Consider the following 20,681-nt stretch of genomic DNA (forward strand, 5'->3'; position numbering starts at 1 on the left):
GATCTAATGAGTAAAACGCACTTTGGCTTTCAGACGGTTGCTGAAAACGAGAAGGCGCGCAAAGTGGCGAATGTATTTGATTCGGTTGCCGCAAAATACGATTTAATGAATGATTTAATGTCGGTTGGCCTACATCGAGCATGGAAAGTATTCGCTGTTGCGCAAGCCGGCGTACGGCCAGGTTTTAAGGTGCTTGACTTGGCTAGCGGCACTGGAGATTTGGCTAAAACGTTCGCTAAACAAGTGGGCGACCTGAATCAAGGTGGCGAGGTTTGGCTCACTGATATTAATGCATCGATGTTGCGCGTGGGCCGTGACCGCTTGCTCGACCAAGGCTTGATCATGCCCACGCTATTATGCGATGCGGAGCGAATTCCGTTTCCTACGCACTATTTTGATGTGGTGACAGTGGCTTTTGGTTTGCGTAATATGACGCATAAAGAGGCGGCTCTTGCCGAAATGCGGCGCGTGCTCAAACCAGGTGGCAAATTATTAGTGCTTGAATTCTCAAAGATCTGGGCGCCCTTGGCTAAGCTGTATGACTTTTATTCATTTAAAGTATTGCCATGGCTTGGCCAAAAGGTGGCACATGATGCGCAAAGCTACCGCTATCTAGCTGAATCGATCCGCATGCACCCGGATCAAAACGCTTTGCAGGCAATGATGGAACAAGCGGGTTTTGATCGGGTCAATTATCATAATTTGGCGGCAGGGGCGGTTGCCCTGCATATTGGCATAAAATATTAATTTTCTAAGTGAGGTCTCTCTAATGTTTTCTTTATCAGCTATACAGTTTGCTGATTTTTCTCTAGGTTCATTAACTCGTGCTGGCCGAAATTTCCTGACGTTGCGGATCGGCAGGCTGAGTTTAAAGCGCTTAGTTGTACTGATGCTAGCCAGTGCGCTCGCGCTGGGACTGACGCTGCAAGAGGCTGAGGCAAAACGCCTGGGCGGCGGCCGTAGCAGCGGCCGCCAAGCGCAGATGTTCCAGCAGCGGCAGCAAGCTGCTCCTAGCCCGCGCCCAAGCCAAGCTAATGCGGCGGCACAGCCTACGCGTAATCGCTGGCTAGGTCCGTTAGCGGGGATTGCGGCAGGACTTGGGATTGGCGCTCTTCTGTCTCACCTAGGTTTAGGCGGAGCGTTAGGCGGCATACTTTCTAATCTCATTATCATTGGCGGAATTGCGCTACTGGGCTATTGGTTGTTGCGTTGGTTTGCAGCCCGCCGGGCGCGTCATGGCGCAGCGGCTGCACCTGCGTTTATGCGTGGCGCGCATGAGTCCGCCATGGCTGCAAACGCTGGGTCAAATTTCGATATGCGCACGGGTTTTGCACAAGAGCCAAGAGGCATGGCATCGCAATTTAGCGGCGGCATGGCTGCTGCGGATACCGCATTGCAGCCCGTCAATGCTGTGCCAGCTCATTTTGATACGGCGCTTTTTTTGCGTAACGCCAAAGTTCTGTTCGTTCGCCTACAGGCCGCTTGGGATGCAGGCGATGCGGCTGATATTCGCGAGTTCACAACGCCGGCCATGTTTGCTGAGATCAAACTTGATCTCTCTGAGCGTGGCACCATGTTGAATCAAACTGAAGTCGTGCAGCTTGAAGCCGCGCTAATTGGTGTTGCCGAGCAAGCAGACGAAATTTTAGCGAGCGTGCAATTCTCTGGCTTGATTCGGGAAGAGCAGGGGGCCAGCGCCCAGCCGTTTTCTGAAAAATGGAATCTCACTAAACGGACACAAGGTCACGAAGGTTGGTTGCTGGCTGGCATTGAGCAAGACCCTTCACCTAGTGGCGCGCAATGGCTTTCGTAGTGCGTTTGATCTAACTAAAATGTTTTTGGGGCGCCTCTTGTAGGCGCCTTTTATTTTGCGCTCCATTCAGCATGCGCTTTAAGCAGCTTTTCGCTTTGCAGTTCTTCCCTTTATTCCCCAATAAGTAATCTAGCGCACCTTATACCGGCTGATTTAATCCAATAGCCTCTCCATTTGCCTAAAATCGTTTTGCTGCGCTCTAGGCGAGCACTACTTTATCCAAAACCACCCGCACTTTGAGTATTTTTGAAGCTTGCTAAAAAGTTGATGAGAATCCCCGAAAAAGCTTTACCTAAGCTCTAATCAGTACGAGCAGTAAGTGAAATGCCAGCCCCATTTTTACGTAGTGCAATGCTGGGCAAGCGCCAGTTCTTGGCTGCGTAACAGGTATTTTGGTGGTGTTGTGTAGGGGACGCACAGCAGCTTCTTTTTTACGGTGGCTTTGAAATGAAATTTTTTGGCGCAATATTAATAGCTGCCGTACTTGCTACGGCTGGGCTGCCGGCTAAAGCGGCGCAAGTCCATTGGAAAACTCCCCGTATTCAATATGCGGTTGAAGGTAAACCCTTAAAAGAAGTTCTGCGTGATTTTACTGCGAGTCAAGGCATTGCAGCATCGATTGCTTCTGGGGTCGAAGGGTCAGTCAGCGGCAAATTCAGCATGTCGCCGCAAGCGTTTTTAGAGACGCTGGCTTTAACTTTTGGTTTTGTTTGGTACTACGATGGCTCATTGCTGGAAATTGCACCGGCCAGTGATGTGCAAAGCACCATTCTTTCTTTCAAATATTCAAGCATGGACGATCTGCGCATGACGTTAGATAGGCTGGCGCTTTCTGATAAGCGCTTTCCGATTGTCTATGACGATATGCAACATACGGCGATTGTCAGTGGGCCGCCGCATTATTTGCAATTGGTGTCAAACGTTGCGCGTGGCTTAGAAGTGAATGCGAGTCGGCTAGTTGGCACGCAAATTCGTATTTTTAAATTACGTCATGCTTGGGCCTCTGACCATGACGTTCAAATCAGTGGTCAGAAAGTCAGCGTGACAGGGGTGGCAAATGTGCTGAATAGTTTGTTTAATAACAATCCAGATAGCGCAGGTTCGCAAACAAACGTTACCCAAAACCTCAATAAAGTTGCTCCAATGGCTGATGTGAGCGGCGCTACGGGCGGTCCTTTGATGCCTCCCTTGCCGGCTGGCTTTAAAGGAGGAAGTTTAGGCGAAGGGGGTTCACTTGGTGCGCAAATGAGCGCTTTCTTGGGCGTCCAAAGTCCAGGGGCGCAAAATAATGGGAATTCATCTAAAGGACAAACCACTGGCGCGGATGGCGAGACCAATTCTGGGTTGCCGATTATACGGGCAGACGCCCGCACCAACTCGGTGCTGGTGCGAGATTTACCGGGTCGTATGGAGCAATACGCAGAATTGATTGAGAAACTTGACGTGAAACCCAAATTAATTGAAATCCAGGCCAATATTATTGAAGTTGATGATAACGCCTTGGAGCAATTAGGGATTGATTGGCGCGTCCATAGCGGCCGTGTTGATATTCAAACCGGTAATGGAAAAACCGAGCAAACCACCTTTAATAATGCGCTTAATCCAAATTTTGGCACGACTGCAATTGGCACTGGGCAAGGTTCTGTTAATGCTTCTCCCACGGGTTTATCGATGACGACGTTATTAGGTGATTCGGGCCGCTTCTTGCTGGCGCGTATTAATGCGCTTGAGCAGAACAATCAAGCGAAGATCGAAGCCAGCCCTAAAGTGACGACTTTGGATAATGTGGAAGCTGTGATGGATAGTCAACAACAAATCCATGTGCGAGTGCAGGGTTATACAGCAGGCCAACTGTATAGCATCTCAACCGGCGTCTCGTTGCGCGTATTGCCAATGGTGGTAGAAAACGGCGATAAAACGCAGATCAAGCTTGAAGTCAGCATTGAAGATGGGCAGTTTTCTCGTACCCAAACAGTGGATTCGATTCCCATGGTGGCGACGACCAGGATTAATACCCAAGCCTTTATCGGGCATGGTCAGAGCTTGTTAATTGCGGGTTATCGGAACCAACAGACTGGGGATAATATCTCAGGCATTCCACTACTATCAAAGATTCCGTTGATCGGCGGCCTATTCCGCTATCGAGATACGAGCAATACGCGCCGTGAACAGTTGTTCCTACTTACTCCACGGATTATTGAACTATAAATCGATTGCGACACATCGTAAAAAGGCCGTGGAAATTCTGCGGCCTTCTTTTTAAAAGTTGGCAAAATTGGGAGCGCTGAAATGAACGATTTTCTTGCCCACCGAATCGTAAGAAAAATAGTCTTTGTTGGATTTGTTCTACTAAACTCTAAGGCCGGTGCGGTAGCGCCAGGATGGGAGTCGACTGCCATCGCGTTACCGAGTAATGCCGCCCAATCGATGATAATTAGCTGGGACTCAAGGGCAGATGATCGCCGCTATGAGCAACGGCGCTATGAACAACAGCGTTATGAGCAACAGCGCTACGAACAACAGCGTTATGAGCGGCGGCGCGCTGAGCGTCTCTACGACGAGAAGAGATCGCAAACGCAACGCGATGCAGCGCAGCGTTCTAATGAAAAGCGCGCCGCTGAGCGGCGGCAAAATGCTCAATGCCTGAATCAACCCTACTGGGATGGACAGCAGTGGTATGCGCAGACGCCGGAAGCATTGTGTCCAGGGACAAGTTATGATGCTGGGGGTGGATACTAGCCATAATAAATTGTCCAAACATAAAAAGAGTAGGTGCGTTGGCCCAATATGATCCTTTGAGACGATTTCTTATGCGACCTAAAATCCACCCAGCGTTGCGGATTTACCGAGATGAGAGTGGTAATCTACTTGTTCGAGGGCCAGCTAGCACGCTTAAACTGGAGGACAATTTAGGTGAAATTGCCAGATTTATTCATCGATGTGACGGTCAGCAGGAATGCCATGTCATTTTTCAGGATTTTTCTGAAGCTGAGCAATTTCGTATTGAAAAAGCAATTTCGCGTTTGCAGGCAGAAAAATTTTTATTAGATGCCGAAACCGTAGATCCCGAGCGCCATGATTTGCTGTACGACTGTTTGGAGGCAGCAGTAGAGTTTGAGCAAAATGTTAAGTTATTTGAAGTTTATGTATATGGCGCTGGTGAGATCGCGGAGCACGCTATTGACGCGTTGCACGAATTGGGCTTGCGGGCTACGCAAGCCAACCCAGATCATTTGACTGAATCTTCGTGCAATCAGCATAGCATTGCGCTGACTTGCAGTGACTATCCCGCTGCCGATTTTTTCTTAAAGATGAACCGCTTAGCGATTCAGGCAAAGTTGCCGCAGACTTTCGCCATGCTTGACCAGTCTTTACTGCGCATAGGACCGTTGACAATACCTGCAGAAAGCGCATGTTATGGTTGCTTGGAAGATCGTTATATTGCGCAAGCAAGTCATCCTGAAGAAATGCGCTTATTTCACTTATCAGCTCCTATTTGGCCTAACGTGCCCCGCTTAAGTAAGCTGAGTGCGCCTACTGCAGCGCATCTAGCAGCCTTACAAGTCGCTCGGTTTGCGCAGCGACGCAAGAGCTCTGCGCTAGCTGGCGAAGTGATTGAACTTGATTTGCTGACGCTGCAATTTAGTCGCGGGCAGGTCCTTAAATCGCCTGCTTGCACCCTCTGTAGCGATATGCGCGCGGTGCGTTCGTTGGCCTCTTTGCGAGCGGGTTTACGGTGAGTAAGCCATCTAAGAAGGAATGTATGCAGATCGATAAAGCGCTATGCGTGGCTTTGCCCGATGATTTAAGTGGATTATTAGAGCGCTTGGTTCATCCGCGTTGGGGTTTGCTACGGCAAGTTAAATTGTTTCCTATGCCGGCTAATTTCCCGGCTTTTTACCATCTTCACGCTTTGCTATCTGACCCGATCCAGTTACGGCTGAGAAATAGTTCGCCGGCGCATGAGCATCGTATGCATCTTGGGGCAGATTTTCGAGGCATGGGTTTTGATGCGAATTTGGTAGATGCGCTGCACAGTTGCATTGGGGAAGCAGTTGAGCGTTATTGCACGGCTTTATATCGCGAGCAGGATTTGTTGCTTGCAGCGGGATGCGAGCTCGCTGGAGCCTCCGAGCTTATGGAGCAAATGATTTTATTTTCTGAGTCAAGCTACGGACAAATAGGTTTTCCTTTTAAGCTCTACGATGAGAAGCAACCTCGGCGCTGGCTGGAAGGTTATAACTGGACACTAGACCAAACAGCTTATATGCCGGCGCAATTAGTCTTAATGGGCTACGAGGTCATGCATAAGCACGAAACATTGTCACATACGAATACCAGTGGACAAGGCGCCGGATTGGATTTTGCACAGGCCACGCTTTCTGCATTATGTGAAGTGGTTGAGCGCGATGCTTTCATCTGTTACTGGTTAACCAAAACCACACCCATCGCTTTACAACCGACACCAGCCTGGATCGAGGCTCAACCAGCCTCCCTGCGAGCCTTATTAACGCATCCCGAACTGGAGGTTTTAATTCGGCTTTTGCCAACGGATCTAGGTATCCCGGTTGTGCTCGCCGCGCTTAGGCCGCGGGGCCAACGTTTCGCCTGTTTTGGGGCGAGCTGCCGGCTTGATCTGACATCGGCGGTGTGCAAAGCGGTCTCTGAAGCTGCCCATGTTTGGTCATATCAGCATGAACCGAGCTTGACCTTGCAGTCACCGAAAAGAGCTACTGATGTTAGATCTTTTTTCGATCATGTCGCATTTTACTTTGATCCTAAAAATTACGACAATATCGCTTTTTTGCTGGATTCGACAGCATCTGTACAAGTACTCGATGCGTTATCGAGCCCTATTGACGTCACCGCTCAATTATCCGAACTTAAAGCAAAAATTGAGCGTGCAGGGTACCCCATTTTATTGTTTAACTTGAATAGTGAAGAGTGCTTAACGGCAGGTTATCAGGTGGTAAAAGCGATTGTGCCGGGTTTGCATCCGATTTTTAGCGGCTTGCATCGAGTGGACGATAAACGGCGCTTACAGCGCGTTTGCACTTATCTTGGGGTTGAGACGCCAGAGCGCTTGAATGAAGCGCCTCATCCTTTTCCGTAGCATGGGAGTGCATAAGCTCGATAAGTTTATAGCGCTGCTAGCTAATGCCTATGAATTCGAATTTTAGGCCGAAATAGTGTAATAGATACTAGAGGATAGCATGGGTTTGTTTTTGCCAATGCTGGATTTCCGTCTCCATTTCTGGGTCGACAATAATTTTAATACCCCTTGAACGCAGTTTACGGATGAGACTTAATGTCTTTTGAAATGCGTCAGAAGTAATGTTAACTGGATTGGGATCAATCTTCGAATTTTGTAAAGAGGTCGGGATTAGATTTGTATTGATATGCCCATTTGATGGAATGTATGGGTTCTAATTTTGTAGTGCTATCTAATTTTTTATTTCCATCATATTTTTTAAATAAGTAAAATTTATAAAATATTGAAAATTAATTTTCAAATTTATTTGTTAGGATTAAGTTTTTGATTGTGCTTAATTTTTCTTTGATATGTTTTTTATGTCTTATTTCTTCGTTTAAATTATTTATTATTTCTTTTAACCGCTCTAATTTGGAGTGATTCATTCCATGTATGGTTATACTTTTAACTATACTTAAGCCCTCTTTTATAAGCTCTGAATTTTTTATGGTTTTTATATTTTTAATATATTTTAATTTTTTTTCTAAAAATTCCAATTTGGATTGATCCATTGAATCTATAGCATTTATATGTATATTTTCCACTTTTGGATAAAGATTATATTCTGGTATTTGAGTGGCATAAAATATGATGCTTTGAGTAGTTATTTCTTTGTCAATTTCTAACTTATTTAACTTGATTGCTATTTTTTTTAAATATTGTAAATTTGTTTCAGAGTTGATTTGGCCTTTAAGCGTGTTGATTTGATTTACGATCTGAACCAATTTCTCCTTGTAAACAGATAGGTTGAAAGAATAGCTATTTTTGGGAGCTTGAACTATAGGTATTTCAAGGGGTATTTCTTTGAGTGCATTGGGTTTTTGGATCGCTATCTCATTTTTATAGACTTTTGTATTGCTTGGTGGAATAGTTACAGAAAACCTATTTAAAGTTTGAGTTTTTTTAGAATTTATATTTAAATTTTGATGAGCTTTTTTGGGTGATTTTATAATTCCTCTGATTTCAGGTTTCGCCAATTTTATAAATGATTGGCCGAAATATTCTTTTTTATTATGGGAATGGTTCAAAGGAATATTATTTTTATTTGTGAGATTGACGGGGAGAGTTTTAATTGTTTTTTTAATTCTAAAGAAAATGCTATTAAACATATTTGATCCAATCATTAAAAAAATAAAGTTTTACGTGAGGCATTTATAAAATTATCTTCGTATAATTGATGCATTGAATTGACGCTGCATTAAAACCTAGCTTTGGTTGCACTATTTTAAAGTCCTGAAGGGAAAATGTTGAGTCATCTCTATTTGGCAAATTTCACTCTCATTCCGATACCTTATTGCGTAAGCGATCACTTATAGAAACGGACTTCGATGAATTGAAAAGTCTATACCAGATCGAGTACGCGGGTGATCGGTTTGACATTAAATTTGCTGTCAATTTACTCAGTGAAATAATTGTTTACTATTTTATGAAAATCAAATCTAGATTACTTTTACAGTGTTTTCATGTCGATTCACGTATCCTGAATCGACATGAAAACTAAAAATGTATAAGAAATGAGTTGGCCTCATAGTTTACAACTTTGGTTTAGTTGATAAAATAAAAAGCGAAAAAATGTGTTGGATTACGAATGAATTATTAAAATAATAGATCAGAATAAAATAATCTCAGCCTAGCAATACAAGCCGGCTATAAGGAGGAAATTTGTCAACATAAGGTTTGCCGAACAATGTAATACATTGCGAATTCACCCGGCGGGAGTAGGGCGCTTTATCAATTTTGTCAGTCGATTTGAACGGAAACCGTAGCTGCCGTCAATGTGTATGCGCTTTATGCAAACTTAGCGCGACAATAATGAAGAATGTTTAACGGAAGGTTATTAGGTGTTAAAAACGGCCATGCCAGGTTTGCATCCGATTTTAACGGACTGTATCGAGTTGACGATAAACGGCGCTTACAGAGGATTTGCTCTTACCTTGGGGTAGAGATGCCAGAGTGCTTGAATGAAGTGTCTCATCTTTTTCGATAGAATGGGATTGTGCCGGTTAAGTTAAAGTGACCGCTAACTTGTAACTTTCTGCCGTGGGGGATCGGTAATGACTTTTACCTCCTTCGAACGAAGTTGGTTGATGATATCTAACGTTTCTTTTCTAGAGGCTTCCGTTGCTTCAAGAGAAACAGTCAAATTGTCAGAGCTATGTAGACTCTCAAAAGATGTGGTGGCCAGGCCAGTATTAGTGAGATTAATTAATTTTAGGTGATCCATTTCTAATAATTTGGCAGGTATAAAGCCAATCGAGTTACCACTTAAATCTAAATTTTCCAGATTTTTTAAATGTATAAGCACCTCGGGAAATGACTCCAATCCTATGTTTTCAAGAGATAAGGTTTTAGATCCGTTTTTATATGCTTCGTCAATTTTTTTAATTATTGACGGTATTTTCCCATAAAATTCTTTGACTGACTTAATATCATTTGTATTGAATTTTTCGAAACAAAAAGTATAATTTTTTTTCGAAATTTCCCTCTCTATTTTTTGAGTCATATTTTGATCGAATCCTGACTTGTCCAAAATTTCTATGATTTTTTGCGCGACGGAATTAAGAAGGGTTTTGTTGAATGCTTCGAGATAAGATTGGTAACCAAATTCTTTAATCTCATTTTCGATATTCTCACTAAGCTTTACGCTACATCCATGCTGCCGCAGCTCGTTCACAACCTCTATCAATTTTTCGTTGACCTGTAACGGATTATCACGAAGATCGATGGATTTAATGACTGAGTTATCTCCTAGGCTTTTTGTAATTCGACTAGTGAAATCTTCTGGGAGTTCGGTGAGTCCATTGCCTTTTAAATTCAGTTCTTTTAGGTCAGATAATAAAAATATGGCGTTAGGAAATTCATTAAAACCCTTACTGGATAAATCAAGCTTGCCGTTAGTATTAGATGGATTTTTTTGGTAGTCTAGAATACGGATACCTGCTTGACGCCGGCACGCAATTTGAGTTTTATCCAAACTATTATTTTCCCATCGAACGCAGGAATGAACAGTATATTCTCTTACAATGGATTCTTGTTTTTTTTGATAGGTCTTTTCACCTTTTTCGGAGCTATTATATTCATCAATTCTATGCTCCCCTTTTTTTTGGAAAATTTTATCTATTTTCATTTTATTTTTATAAATTAAGATGGACGGTTCATTTTTTATGCGATTTATAAAAGCTCTAGGAAGCTCGCCAGGTTTTTTTTTATCTTTGACTAATTCTCTGAAGGCTTCGCTAGTATGCAGAGAAATACAATAATTTATTTCTAATGGTGTTATTTTTTTTGCCAGTTTTATGACTTTATTTTTGGCGGCAGGTAAAGAGTTAACGATAGATTTTTTCGTTTGTTTAATAAAATTCTGCACCTGATGCTTGCGCTCAGGGTTTGGTTGTTCTAATTTATCATGTCTATCGGTCGAAGGGTTATTTGATGGATTAATTTTACGAGGTAGCATAACCTTCATTCCTTGATAGCAAAAAACATATCGCTTTGGATCGAGTATGCAGCTTACAGACTCGGCTCGGGGGGGGTATAAAAATGGCGAAAAATAGTGCTGGGTCCCGAACCTGTTATTCATCACGCACGCGCCATTCAGCATGAATTAGCCTTTTTGCAGAAGGAGAAAGGTTTAACGCTGTACTTTTTGCCTCCTACAGCCCTGAGTTAAATCGGATTGAAAGCTTTGGTACCTCATTAAGCATAAATGGCTTGCTTTTAAAGCTCAAGACGCACAAACGCTCGAAGAAGACATCAATTACGTGCTGAAGAATTTTGGATCTATTTATAGATTTAATTTTGCGTAATGACTTATTTGCTGTGGAGTATTGGTAGGGTTTTATAGGTATTTATTTTTCATCGGTGGCAGTAAGTTTTACGTGTATGGTTAGTGCGACAGCGCAGAAAGCAATGAGGCAGACGACTCGAAAGAAAGGCTACCGCAACCATACGGATCTGAGTTTGTCAGATATAGCAAGGTTGCATAACCCAATTCTGAGAGGGTAGCTAGAGTACTATGGCAGGTATCGTAGATCGGCCATGTATCCGGTGCTGAGACACTTCAACAGAACGCTTGTGGCGTGGGCAATGGCAAAGTATCGCAAGCTCAAAGGCCACAAAAAGCGGGCGAGTCTCTTACTTAAAAATGTAGCGAAGAGGCAACCGCATCCATTTGTACATTGGCGAGAAGAGATGGTGGGTGGATTTGCTTGATGGGAGCAGTGTAAATCGAGAGATTTAAGCACTGATCTGAGAGGGGCTGATGGTGAAACTCCAGCGGTCTACTCGCCTTTTGACGTAAAATTGCGCGCACAAAACTTCGAGTAAAAGTCGAATATTTTCGAAAGTTTTGGCGTTGCCTATGTGCCAGCTTTGAAGCCGGAGGTTTTATTCAGCGAAAGTTGGATTCGTAGCGGGTAATGAGGTATTCAGAAGATCAACAAATTATTAGAGAGGAGCGCCCAGCATGTTGCCGATTAGTCCGAATCAGAGCACTCAACCTTCTTTAGCATCATATATTCCGAAATTGGCTTCAGCTTTTTCTGATACGCAAGAACGAACCGATGATCCAAGTGAAAGTAACGTGCAAATCGGTAATGGTTTTTTAAATAACTTGACCATTGGCAATAACAATACAGCGAATAACCATATACATTTAGCGGCGGCAGATTCGAAGTTGATAGAAACCCTGATGTTGCAACATATTTTTGCTTTGCAACCGAATATTAAGCCGTTGATCAACTTAAATTCGGCTATTGAGGATTTGCGAAAAAGGTATTTAAAAGGTTTAAAAGAAGACAACGAAATTAAAGACGCGTTGTCGAACTATGTAGCGCCAGAAGGGATGGAGCTTCACGATTCAATCCGCTTCGATTTAAAAAGCAAGGTTCAAGATTTTTTGAACTCCAACAAAAAAGTCTTACTCCTACTAGGTGAAGCGGGTTCAGGTAAGTCGACTTTTAATCGAGATCTCGCGGTGAGCTTGTGGGAAGCCTATATCCAAGGCAGTAAGTCAGAAAATATGCCAATTCCGATATTTATAGGATTATCGAGCTGGTTAGGGCCGGATCGGAATCTGGTGAGTGCCTTTTTTGAGAAGCAGGGGTTCTCGAAAGAGCATGTCAAAGAATTGCAAAGCAAACATCGATTTGTATTAATACTGGATGGATTTGATGAGATCGAGCATCGGCAGCAGGTATTTTATAAAGATAATGAGTTAGATAACTGGATAGGCTCGAAAATCATAATCACCAGCCGTCCAGAATACTTAGGGTCAAACTATCAATATAAATTTCATCCGTCAGGCGAGCATACCACGTTACAGGAATATCGATTAGCGCCTTTTTCGGATGAAACGATAAAGCGGTATATTGATCGATATAGTGAAAAGCATCCCCATGCTTTGTGGAGTGCTGAGAAATATAAAGAAGAGTTGGAAGAGCCGAGCTTAAAAGAGTTGGTGAGTAATCCGTTTTTGTTGAAAATAACGTTGAGCGTGTTGCCTGAATTGAGCCAGAGGCAGCAAGTAGAGAAGCAGCGCATTACTCGAATTGCAATTTATGATCAATTCGTAAAAAGCTGGTTTGACCGTTCGCAACAGAGGCTAAACCAGATACTTGAGGTTGGCTCAAAAGAAAGAAAAGAATTCAAAGATTTGGAGAGGGAAGGCTTTGCTGATTTCGGAGTGGATTTTAGCAAGGAGCTGGCATTGGAAATGTATAAAGCAGGAGAAGTGATAACGCATTATCAGGCAGTCACCCATGCGAGATGGAAAAAAAATGACACCTCTACAGAGGCGGATTGGCACAAGCGATTACTAAGCAATGAAGATACAACGACAGTGTTGATGCGCTTAAATGCGCCCTTAATCTGCCAGGACAGGCCAAATAATTTAGGCAAGGAATATCGATTTATCCATAAATCCTTACGGGATTATTTTGTAGCGAGAGCATTGTGGGAAGAGTTGAGGAGGGGCGCTAATAGACATGACGTAGAGCACTCCGAGAAACTGGGAGCGATAAGAAATATACGTCCGATATGGGAAAGTCTAGGAGATGGATTTGAAATTGAGCCATCGGTGCGCTTCAACGAAGTGAATGTAGTAGAAGACGCCGCAGTACAGAGTTTTTTAGTAGAGCGCGTGCAAGAGGATAGAGATTTACTGAAGGCACTTTTATCGTGGGTGAAAGCGTCGAAGAGCCGAGATGATGTAAAAAGAGGAGCGTCGAATGCATTGACGGTCTTAGTGAAAGCGGGATTGCAGTTTACTGGATGTGATTTAAGAGGAATCCAGGTGCCTGGATCGGATCTGAGTTTTGGAGTATTTGACTCAGCGCAGTTACAAGGGTCAGATTTGAGCAGAGCTAATCTTCGTGCGATCTGGTTGCGCCAGGCGAATTTACGCGGGTCGCAGATGTCAGGAGTGCAGTTTGGTGAATTGCCTTATCTGCAAGAAGAAGACGAAGTGACGTCCTGCGCGTATTCGCCCGATGGTAAAGCCTGCGCGATGGGCCTTGATAACGGTAAGATCAGCGTGTATAGGACTTCGGATTGGGAAAAAATCCACACCTTAGAAGGACATGAAGATAGAGTTACTAGCGTAGTGTATTCGCCGAGTGGAGATCATCTAGCCTCGGGGAGTAGGTGGACGATGCGAGTGTGGGCTACGGCAAGCGGAGCGGTTGTTCACACCTTAGAAGAGCATACAGAGTTTGTTATTAGCATAGTGTATTCGCCACTCGGAGATCATTTAGCCTCGGGGAGTTGGGATAGTACGGTGCGAGTGTGGTCCGCGGTAAGCGGGGCGGTTGTTCACACCTTAGAAGGGCATACAAAGTTTGTTACTAGCGTAGTGTATGCGCCGAGAGGAGATTATCTAGCCTCGGGGAGTGAGGATAAGTCGGTGCGAGTGTGGTCCGCGGCAAGCGGAGCGGTTGTTCACAACTTAAAAGGGCATACTGAAGCGGTTAGTAGCGTAGTGTATTCGCCGAGCGGAGATTATCTAGCCTCGGGGAGTTGGGATAGTACGGTGCGAATGTGGTCTGCGGCAAGCGGAGCGGTTGTTTACACCTTACAAGGGCATACAGACAGGGTTAGTAGCGTAGTGTATTCGCCGAGAGGAGATCATCTAGCCTCGGGGAGTAATGATAAGACGGTGCGAGTATGGTCCGCGGCAAGCGGAGCGGTTGTTCATACCTTAGAAGGGCATACAGGCCGTGTTACTAGCGTAGTGTATTCGCCGAGCGGAGATTATCTAGCCTCGGGGAGTAGTGATAAGACGGTGCGAGTGTGGTCTGCGGTAAGCGGAGCGGTTATTCATACCTTAGAAGGGCATACAGGCCGTGTTACTAGCGTAATGTATGCGCCGAGAGGAGGTTATCTAGTCTCGAGGAGTAGTGATAAGACGACGCGAGTGTGGTCTGTGGCAAGCGGAGCGGTTGTTCCCGCCTTAGACGGCCATACTGGTGGTGTTTCTAGCGTAGTGTATTCGCCGAGAGGGGATCATCTAGCCTCGGGGAGTGGGGATAGTACGGTGCGAGTGTGGTCTGCGGCAAGCGGGGCGGTTGTTCACGCCTTAGAAGGGCATAAAAGTTATGTTACTAGCGTAGTGTATTCGCCGAGAGGTGATCATCTAGCCTCGGGGAGTTATGATAAGACGGTGCGAGTATGGTCCGCGGCAAGCGGAGCGGTTGTTCATACCTTAGAAGGGCATACAGGCGTTGTTTGTAGCGTAGTGTATTCGCCGAGAGGAGATCATCTAGCCTCGGGGAGTAGTGATAAGACGGTGCGAGTGTGGTCCGCGGCAAGCAGAGCGGTTGTTCATACCTTAGAAGGGCATACTGAAGCGGTTAGTAGCGTAGTGTATTCGCCGAGAGGAGATTATCTAGCCTCGGGGAGTGGGGATAGGACGGTGCGAGTGTGGTCTGCGGCAAGCGGGGCGGTTGTTCATACCTTAGAAGGGCATAACAGTTATGTTACTAGCGTAGTGTATTCGCCGAGAGGTGATCATCTAGCGTCGGGGAGTTTGGATAGAACGGTGCGAGTGTGGTCCGCCGTAAGCGGAGCGGTTGTTCACACCTTACGCGGACATGAAGATAGTGTTAGTAGCGTAGTGTATTCGCCGCTCGGAGATCATCTAGCCTCGGGGAGTTTTGATAATACAGTCCGATTGTGGGAGGTATATTCGGGAGCTTGTCTCTTGCTGATTGAAGGGGCTACAGGGAGGGTAAATAGTGTAGCCTGGAAATGGAGTGAGAACGCTGCCTATTTATCGAGTGGAAATGCTGATAAATCAGTGCGGGAGTGGGAGTTGAAAAATGATGAAGGGGAGTATAAGGCGATGTTGTGCTGGAGTAGTGGGCATGGAGAACTGACGGTGAGGGATACGTTATTGGAAGGGGTTGTGGGGTTAAGCGAGGTGGATCAAAAGCTGTTAACTCAGAGAGGAGCAGCATTAGCGTAAATAGTATAAGCGGGTAGTTATGCAAGAATAGAAGTCAAAGTAGCGAGATCACTTTTAGAGTTTCTGATACTGCCGATGGCCTATGCTGTCGTAATTTAGGTTAAATAAGTTTTATTCAGTAAGAACTAAATTTTTTATCTGAGCATGGATCATTCAGATATAGGTTAAATACAAATTATTAAAAAGGGGTAGCCAGCATGTCGCCGATTAATCCAAGCCAAAATACTCAACCTTCCTTAGCTTCGTATTTCCCTCAAATAGCTTCGGCTTTTTCTAATGCGACACAAACCCATTCAATGGATAGGGTTGATGAGACAGCAGGGGCTGTCATGCAAATTAATTATGGCTTGATAAATATCCCAACTGTTGGCTCGCATAACGAAATTACGGTGCATTACCACTCAACAGGCTCAGATGCTCAATTATTGCGAGAAATCCTGAGACCACTGCAAAGCATGGCTATGCAACCGGATAATGCTCCGCTAGCTAGTTTAGGTATTGAGGGGTTGCAGAAAAAATATTTAGAAAGCCTGCAAAAAGACAAAGAGATCAAAGATGCATTGGCAATGTACGTCGCGCCGGAGTGTACCTCAATTACGAATATAAGAGAGCGTCTTAGCCTGGAAGAGAAGGTTAGAGATTTCTTGGCTTCAGAAGAAAAGAAAGTGTTGCTTTTGTTGGGGGAAGCAGGTTCTGGGAAATCAACCTTTAATCGGTATCTGGCGCGTAGCCTATGGGAAGCCTATGACAAAGAAGCTAATAAGTCTGGCCAGACACCCATCCCATTATTTATTTCGCTATCGAGTTTGAAAGAGCCGAATACTAATTTAATTTCAGAGTACCTAAAAAAAGAAGGGTTTACAAAGGACCAGATAGCTGATCTAAAAGTAAATTATCGTTTTATCTTTATTTTAGATGGCTATGATGAAATTAAAGACCGAACCCGCCTCTTCTATATAGAAAATGAACTGGATGAGTGGCAAGCCAAAGTCATCGTTAGCAGTAGACCAGAGTATTTGGGAGATCGATATGAGCGGCAGTTCCATCCGAAAGGTCAGGCGTACTTACTTCAAACATACCAGCTTGCGCAATTCTCTGATTTAACAATTGGGGAATATGTAAACAAATATAAAAAAACGCACCCAGAATTAGAAAAAAGTGTCACGAAGCATAGAGAAATTTTAGAGCGCTCAGAAGTCAAAGAGTTGATACGCAATCCTTTTTTACTGAAATTGGCCTTGAGCGAGTTGCCAACTTTGGCTGAGAGATACAAGAATAGCAGCCAGCGTATTACTCGGCTTGTATTATATGATCAATTTGTAGAGAGTTGGTTTGAGCGCTCGCAAGATCGTTTGAGCGGTATTCGCTTAACTGACGCAGAACAGAAGGCCTTTCATTTTCTAAATAAAGCTTTTATTAAGCATGGCACAAAATTCGGCCAAGATTTAGCAATAGAGATGTATCAGGCTGGATTGGTACGTGTGACATATTCGGAGCTGCTTTCCTATGATGAATTTAATACGACGACACAAGATTGGCGAGATAAATTTTTCAGTGATAGTAATGAAAAGATTAAATTATTACGCTTTAATGCGCCGCTGATCTGCCGAGACGATCAATATGAGTTTGTTCATAAATCGATTCAAGATTATTTTGTGGCGAGAGCGTTGTGGGAGGAGTTGAGAGGAGGGGCTAAGAGTGCTGATGTAGAGCACACGAAGAAACTCGGAGCGATAAGAAATGTACGCCCATTATGGGAAGGTCTAGGAGATGGATTTGAAATTGAGCCATCGGTGCGCTTCAACGCAGTGAATGTAGTAGAAGACCCAGCAGTGCAGAGTTTTTTAGTAGAGCGAGTGCAAGAGGATAGAGTATTTCTGAAGGCACTTTTATCGTGGGTGAAAGCGTCGAAGACTCGAGGAGATGTAAAAAGAGGAGCGTCGAATGCATTGACGGTATTGGTGAAAGCGGGGGTGCAGTTTATTGGATGTGATTTAAGAGGAGTTCAGGTACCTGGATCGGACCTGAGTAATGGCGTATTTGATTCATCGCAGTTGCAAGGTTCGGATTTGAGTAATGCTAATCTTAGAGCGAGTTGGCTGCGGCAGGCGAATTTAAGCGGTGCGGAGTTGGCTGGGGTGCAGTTTGGCGAATGGGCTTATCTCCAAGAGAAAAGCGGCGTGAATTCCTGCGCGTATTCCCCGGATGGGAAAAACTGTGCAGTAGGGCTTGATAACGGTAAGATCAGTGTGTATAAGGCCTCGAGTTGGGAAAAAACCTACACTTTACGCGGACATACCGGCAGGGTTAATAGCGTGGTGTATTCGCCGAGCGGTTCGCAGCTCGCCTCGGGGAGTGATGACAGTACGGTGCGTGTGTGGGACGCGAAAAGCGGAGCGGCTTTGCACACCTTAGAAGGACATACCTCCTCTGTTACTAGCGTGGTGTATTCGCCGAACGGAACGCAGCTTGCCTCTGGGAGTAGTGACAATACGGTGCGTGTGTGGGAGGCGGAAAGCGAGGCGTCTGTGCTCACCTTAGAAGGACATACCTGGGCTGTTTGGAGTGTTGCGTATTCGCCGAGTGGTAATCAGATCGCTTCTGGCAGTTCTGACAATACGGTGCGTGTGTGGGAGGCGGAAGGCGGGGCGCTTGTGCACACCTTAGAAGGGCATACCGACAGGGTTTTTAGCGTGGTGTATTCGCCGACCGGAACGCAGCTCGCCTCGGGGAGTTTTGACAAGACGGTGCGTGTATGGGACGTGGAAAGCGGTGCGTCTGTGCACACCTTAAAAGGACATACCCAGTCTGTTACTAGCGTGGTGTATTCGCCGAGCGGAACGCAGCTCGCCTCGGGGAGTTATGACAAGACGGTGCGTGTGTGGGAAGCGGAAAGTGGCGCGTCTGTGCACACCTTAGAAGGACATACCTGGGCTGTTTATAGCGTGGTGTATTCGCCGAGCGAAACGCAGCTCGCCTCGGGGAGTTGGGACAAGACGGTGCGTGTGTGGGAAGCGGAAAGCGGCGCGTCTGTGCGCACCTTAGAAGGACATGCCGACTCTGTTAGGAGCGTGGTGTATTCGCCGAACGGATCGCAGATCGCTTCTGGGAGCCATGACAATACGGTGCATGTGTGGGAGGCGGAAAGCGGCGCGTCTGTGCACACCTTAGAAGGACATACCAACAGGGTTAGTAGCGTGGTGTATTCGCCGAACGGAGCGCAGCTCGCCTCGGGGGGTGATGACAGTACGGTGCGAGTGTGGGACGCAGAAAGCGGCGCGTCTGTGCACACCTTAGAAGGACATACCTGGGTTGTTACTAGCGTGGTGTATTCGCCGAGCGGAAGGCAGCTCGCCTCGGGGAGTTTTGACAGTACGGTGCGAGTGTGGGACGCAGAAAGCGGTGCGTCTGTACACACCTTAGAAGGACATATTACCTATGTTAGCAGCGTGGCGTATTCGCCGAACGGAATGCAGCTCGCCTCGGGGAGTTTAGACGGTATGGTGCGAGTGTGGGACGCAGAAAGCGGTGCGTCTGTGCACACCATAGAAGGACATCCCTCCGCTGTTAATAGCGTGGTGTATTCGCCGAGCGGATCGCAGCTTGCCTCGGGGCATTATGACAGTACGGTGCGTGTGTGGGAGTCGGAAAGCGGCGCGTCTGTGCACACCTTAGAAGGACATACCTCCTCTGTTAATAGCGTGGTGTATTCGCCGAGCGGATCGCAGCTCGCCTCGGGGAGTGATGACAGTACGGTGCGTCTGTGGGATGTCGCATCGGGTGACTGTCTAAGAGTGATTCAAGAACTTACCGAGCCGGTCATTAGCATAGCCTGGAAAGCGACGCGTGAGGGATCCAATCTGTTGACAGGCAGTGGCGAGTTTGTTCGTCAGTGGGAGCTCATAGGAGAGGCGGATGGAGTTCATGCGCACCTGAGTTGGATGTCCCCAGTTAATAAGCTGATGGTGAAGGAAGCGTTATTGGAAGGGGTGGTAGGATTAAGCGAGATGAATCAAAAGCTGCTAACTCAGAGGGGGGCTACATTACCCTTTGAGGGTTTCAAACAGAGTAGCTAGTGCAAGATCCGACATTCCGCTACCTCCCGTTCAAAAGACCTTGAATTTTAGTTTGTCTTATGTTGAGATAGCTGCTCGATATGAGACGATATCAAGGTTGCTAAGATGAGTCAGTATATAATTGTGCTGTTTTCTCTTTCTTTTCTTTGCTACTTTATGTTTGGGCTGTACTGCCTACTCTAGCTAGATGCTATGGCTATTCCCGCTTTAACCGTTATGTTGCTTGACGACCATCCGGTAGTTTTGGATGGATTTAAGACACAATTGCATGCCGCACAGGATATTCAGATCGTTGGTACTTTCATGACCAGCCGGTCTCTGCTGGCCGCGCTTAGAAACCATACTTGTGATGTTTTGCTAATTGATTATTCATTGGGGGAACACGATCTCGATGGCGTGAATTTGGTTCGCTATCTGAGCGTGCGCTATGAGGGGATTAAAATTCTAGTGGCCTCAGCACATCATGATCCGGCCACTATGATGTTAGTGATGCGCGCGGGTGCGCGCGGTTTTTTCAGTAAGCGCCAGAATTTAGCCGAGCTGCCGAATGCGATCCGCACGGTTGCTTCGGGGCAAGCTTATTTAGGCTCTCAGTTAGCTGAGCAGCTATCCGTTCCATCTTTTATGCTGGGCGAAGCGGCTGCATCAGGAACGGGGCACGAATTAAGGACAGATTACGACAATCTATCTCCTCGTGAGCGTGAAGTTTTACGTTGCTGTCTTGATGGCCTGACATTGACGCAAATCACAGAGAAATTTTCACGCAGTATTAAAACGATTAGCGCTCAAAAGCGAGCTGCTTATCGCAAGCTGGGTATTCAAAACGATTACCAGCTCTTCAAAATAGGCCCATTTTTAAAGCAAGAATAAATTAAGGCTAGCCCATTTGGCAAAGTGGTTGCCTAGGATATTTGTCGTTTAACAAAGGCTTTCTTGGCTCAATTCAGGCGCTGGCCTGGTACGATTGTTAGACCCTGCAGCGTGATTTAAATTGATAAAATTTTGAGCTTTGAGTCAATTTAATTTCCCTCTGTTCTTGATTAATCTATGTAGTTTTGAATCACCGAATCAACTTGTCAA

Annotated in this window: 9 protein-coding genes; 7 read left to right on the forward strand and 2 right to left on the reverse strand. The window is 45.4% G+C overall.

Features of this window, described 5'->3' with window-relative positions; translation table 11 throughout:
- Positions 1-6 precede the first annotated feature (6 nt).
- From ubiE to MCB1EB_RS04005, 6 genes are all read left to right on the forward strand, one after another.
- The gene (gene ubiE, locus MCB1EB_RS03980) at positions 7-747 is read left to right on the forward strand and encodes a bifunctional demethylmenaquinone methyltransferase/2-methoxy-6-polyprenyl-1,4-benzoquinol methylase UbiE (RefSeq protein WP_045362810.1); all 741 of its coding nucleotides are present in this window, start codon (positions 7-9) and stop codon (positions 745-747) included.
- 142 nt (positions 748-889) lie between these two features.
- Positions 890-1,813 carry a Tim44 domain-containing protein gene (locus tag MCB1EB_RS03985; protein WP_431311526.1) on the forward strand — a complete coding sequence of 308 codons (924 nt, stop codon included), beginning with the start codon at positions 890-892 and terminating at the stop codon, positions 1,811-1,813.
- A 447-nt stretch (positions 1,814-2,260) separates the two neighbouring features.
- On the forward strand, positions 2,261-4,021 hold the full coding sequence (gene sctC / locus MCB1EB_RS03990; protein WP_026920842.1) for a type III secretion system outer membrane ring subunit SctC: 1,761 nt from the start codon (positions 2,261-2,263) through the stop codon (positions 4,019-4,021).
- An 81-nt stretch (positions 4,022-4,102) separates the two neighbouring features.
- On the forward strand, positions 4,103-4,552 hold the full coding sequence (locus tag MCB1EB_RS03995; RefSeq protein ID WP_126353871.1) for a hypothetical protein: 450 nt from the start codon (positions 4,103-4,105) through the stop codon (positions 4,550-4,552).
- A gap of 71 nt (positions 4,553-4,623) precedes the next feature.
- On the forward strand, positions 4,624-5,553 hold the full coding sequence (locus MCB1EB_RS04000; protein WP_045362804.1) for a TOMM precursor leader peptide-binding protein: 930 nt from the start codon (positions 4,624-4,626) through the stop codon (positions 5,551-5,553).
- Positions 5,554-5,576: 23 nt separating this feature from the next.
- A complete protein-coding gene (locus MCB1EB_RS04005; RefSeq protein ID WP_045362802.1) occupies positions 5,577-6,926 on the forward strand; it encodes a YcaO-like family protein in 1,350 nt (449 codons plus the stop codon).
- 389 nt (positions 6,927-7,315) lie between these two features.
- Here MCB1EB_RS04005 and MCB1EB_RS04010 read toward each other — a convergent pair whose 3' ends face one another.
- A complete protein-coding gene (locus tag MCB1EB_RS04010; protein WP_126353872.1) occupies positions 7,316-8,173 on the reverse strand; it encodes a hypothetical protein in 858 nt (285 codons plus the stop codon).
- Positions 8,174-9,084: 911 nt separating this feature from the next.
- Positions 9,085-10,521 (reverse strand): hypothetical protein, encoded by a 1,437-nt coding sequence (locus tag MCB1EB_RS04015; protein WP_126353873.1) that lies wholly within the window; start codon positions 10,519-10,521, stop codon positions 9,085-9,087.
- A gap of 9,272 nt (positions 10,522-19,793) precedes the next feature.
- Here MCB1EB_RS04015 and MCB1EB_RS04030 point away from each other — a divergent pair.
- On the forward strand, positions 19,794-20,471 hold the full coding sequence (locus MCB1EB_RS04030) for a response regulator (protein WP_045362787.1): 678 nt from the start codon (positions 19,794-19,796) through the stop codon (positions 20,469-20,471).
- Positions 20,472-20,681: the final 210 nt, after the last annotated feature.

Source organism: Mycoavidus cysteinexigens (assembly GCF_003966915.1).
In the GTDB taxonomy this organism is placed as follows: Bacteria; Pseudomonadota; Gammaproteobacteria; order Burkholderiales; family Burkholderiaceae; genus Mycoavidus; species Mycoavidus cysteinexigens.

Bases quoted from the DNA above. Each gene is read 5' to 3' on its own strand.
- ubiE (WP_045362810.1), top strand. From the start codon at position 7: ATGAGTAAAACGCACTTTGGCTTTCAGACGGTTGCTGAAAACGAGAAG.
- MCB1EB_RS03985 (WP_431311526.1), top strand. From the start codon at position 890: ATGCTAGCCAGTGCGCTCGCGCTGGGACTGACGCTGCAAGAGGCTGAG.
- sctC (WP_026920842.1), top strand. From the start codon at position 2,261: ATGAAATTTTTTGGCGCAATATTAATAGCTGCCGTACTTGCTACGGCT.
- MCB1EB_RS03995 (WP_126353871.1), top strand. From the start codon at position 4,103: ATGAACGATTTTCTTGCCCACCGAATCGTAAGAAAAATAGTCTTTGTT.
- MCB1EB_RS04000 (WP_045362804.1), top strand. From the start codon at position 4,624: ATGCGACCTAAAATCCACCCAGCGTTGCGGATTTACCGAGATGAGAGT.
- MCB1EB_RS04005 (WP_045362802.1), top strand. From the start codon at position 5,577: ATGCAGATCGATAAAGCGCTATGCGTGGCTTTGCCCGATGATTTAAGT.
- MCB1EB_RS04010 (WP_126353872.1), bottom strand. From the start codon at position 8,173: ATGTTTAATAGCATTTTCTTTAGAATTAAAAAAACAATTAAAACTCTC.
- MCB1EB_RS04015 (WP_126353873.1), bottom strand. From the start codon at position 10,521: ATGCTACCTCGTAAAATTAATCCATCAAATAACCCTTCGACCGATAGA.
- MCB1EB_RS04030 (WP_045362787.1), top strand. From the start codon at position 19,794: ATGGCTATTCCCGCTTTAACCGTTATGTTGCTTGACGACCATCCGGTA.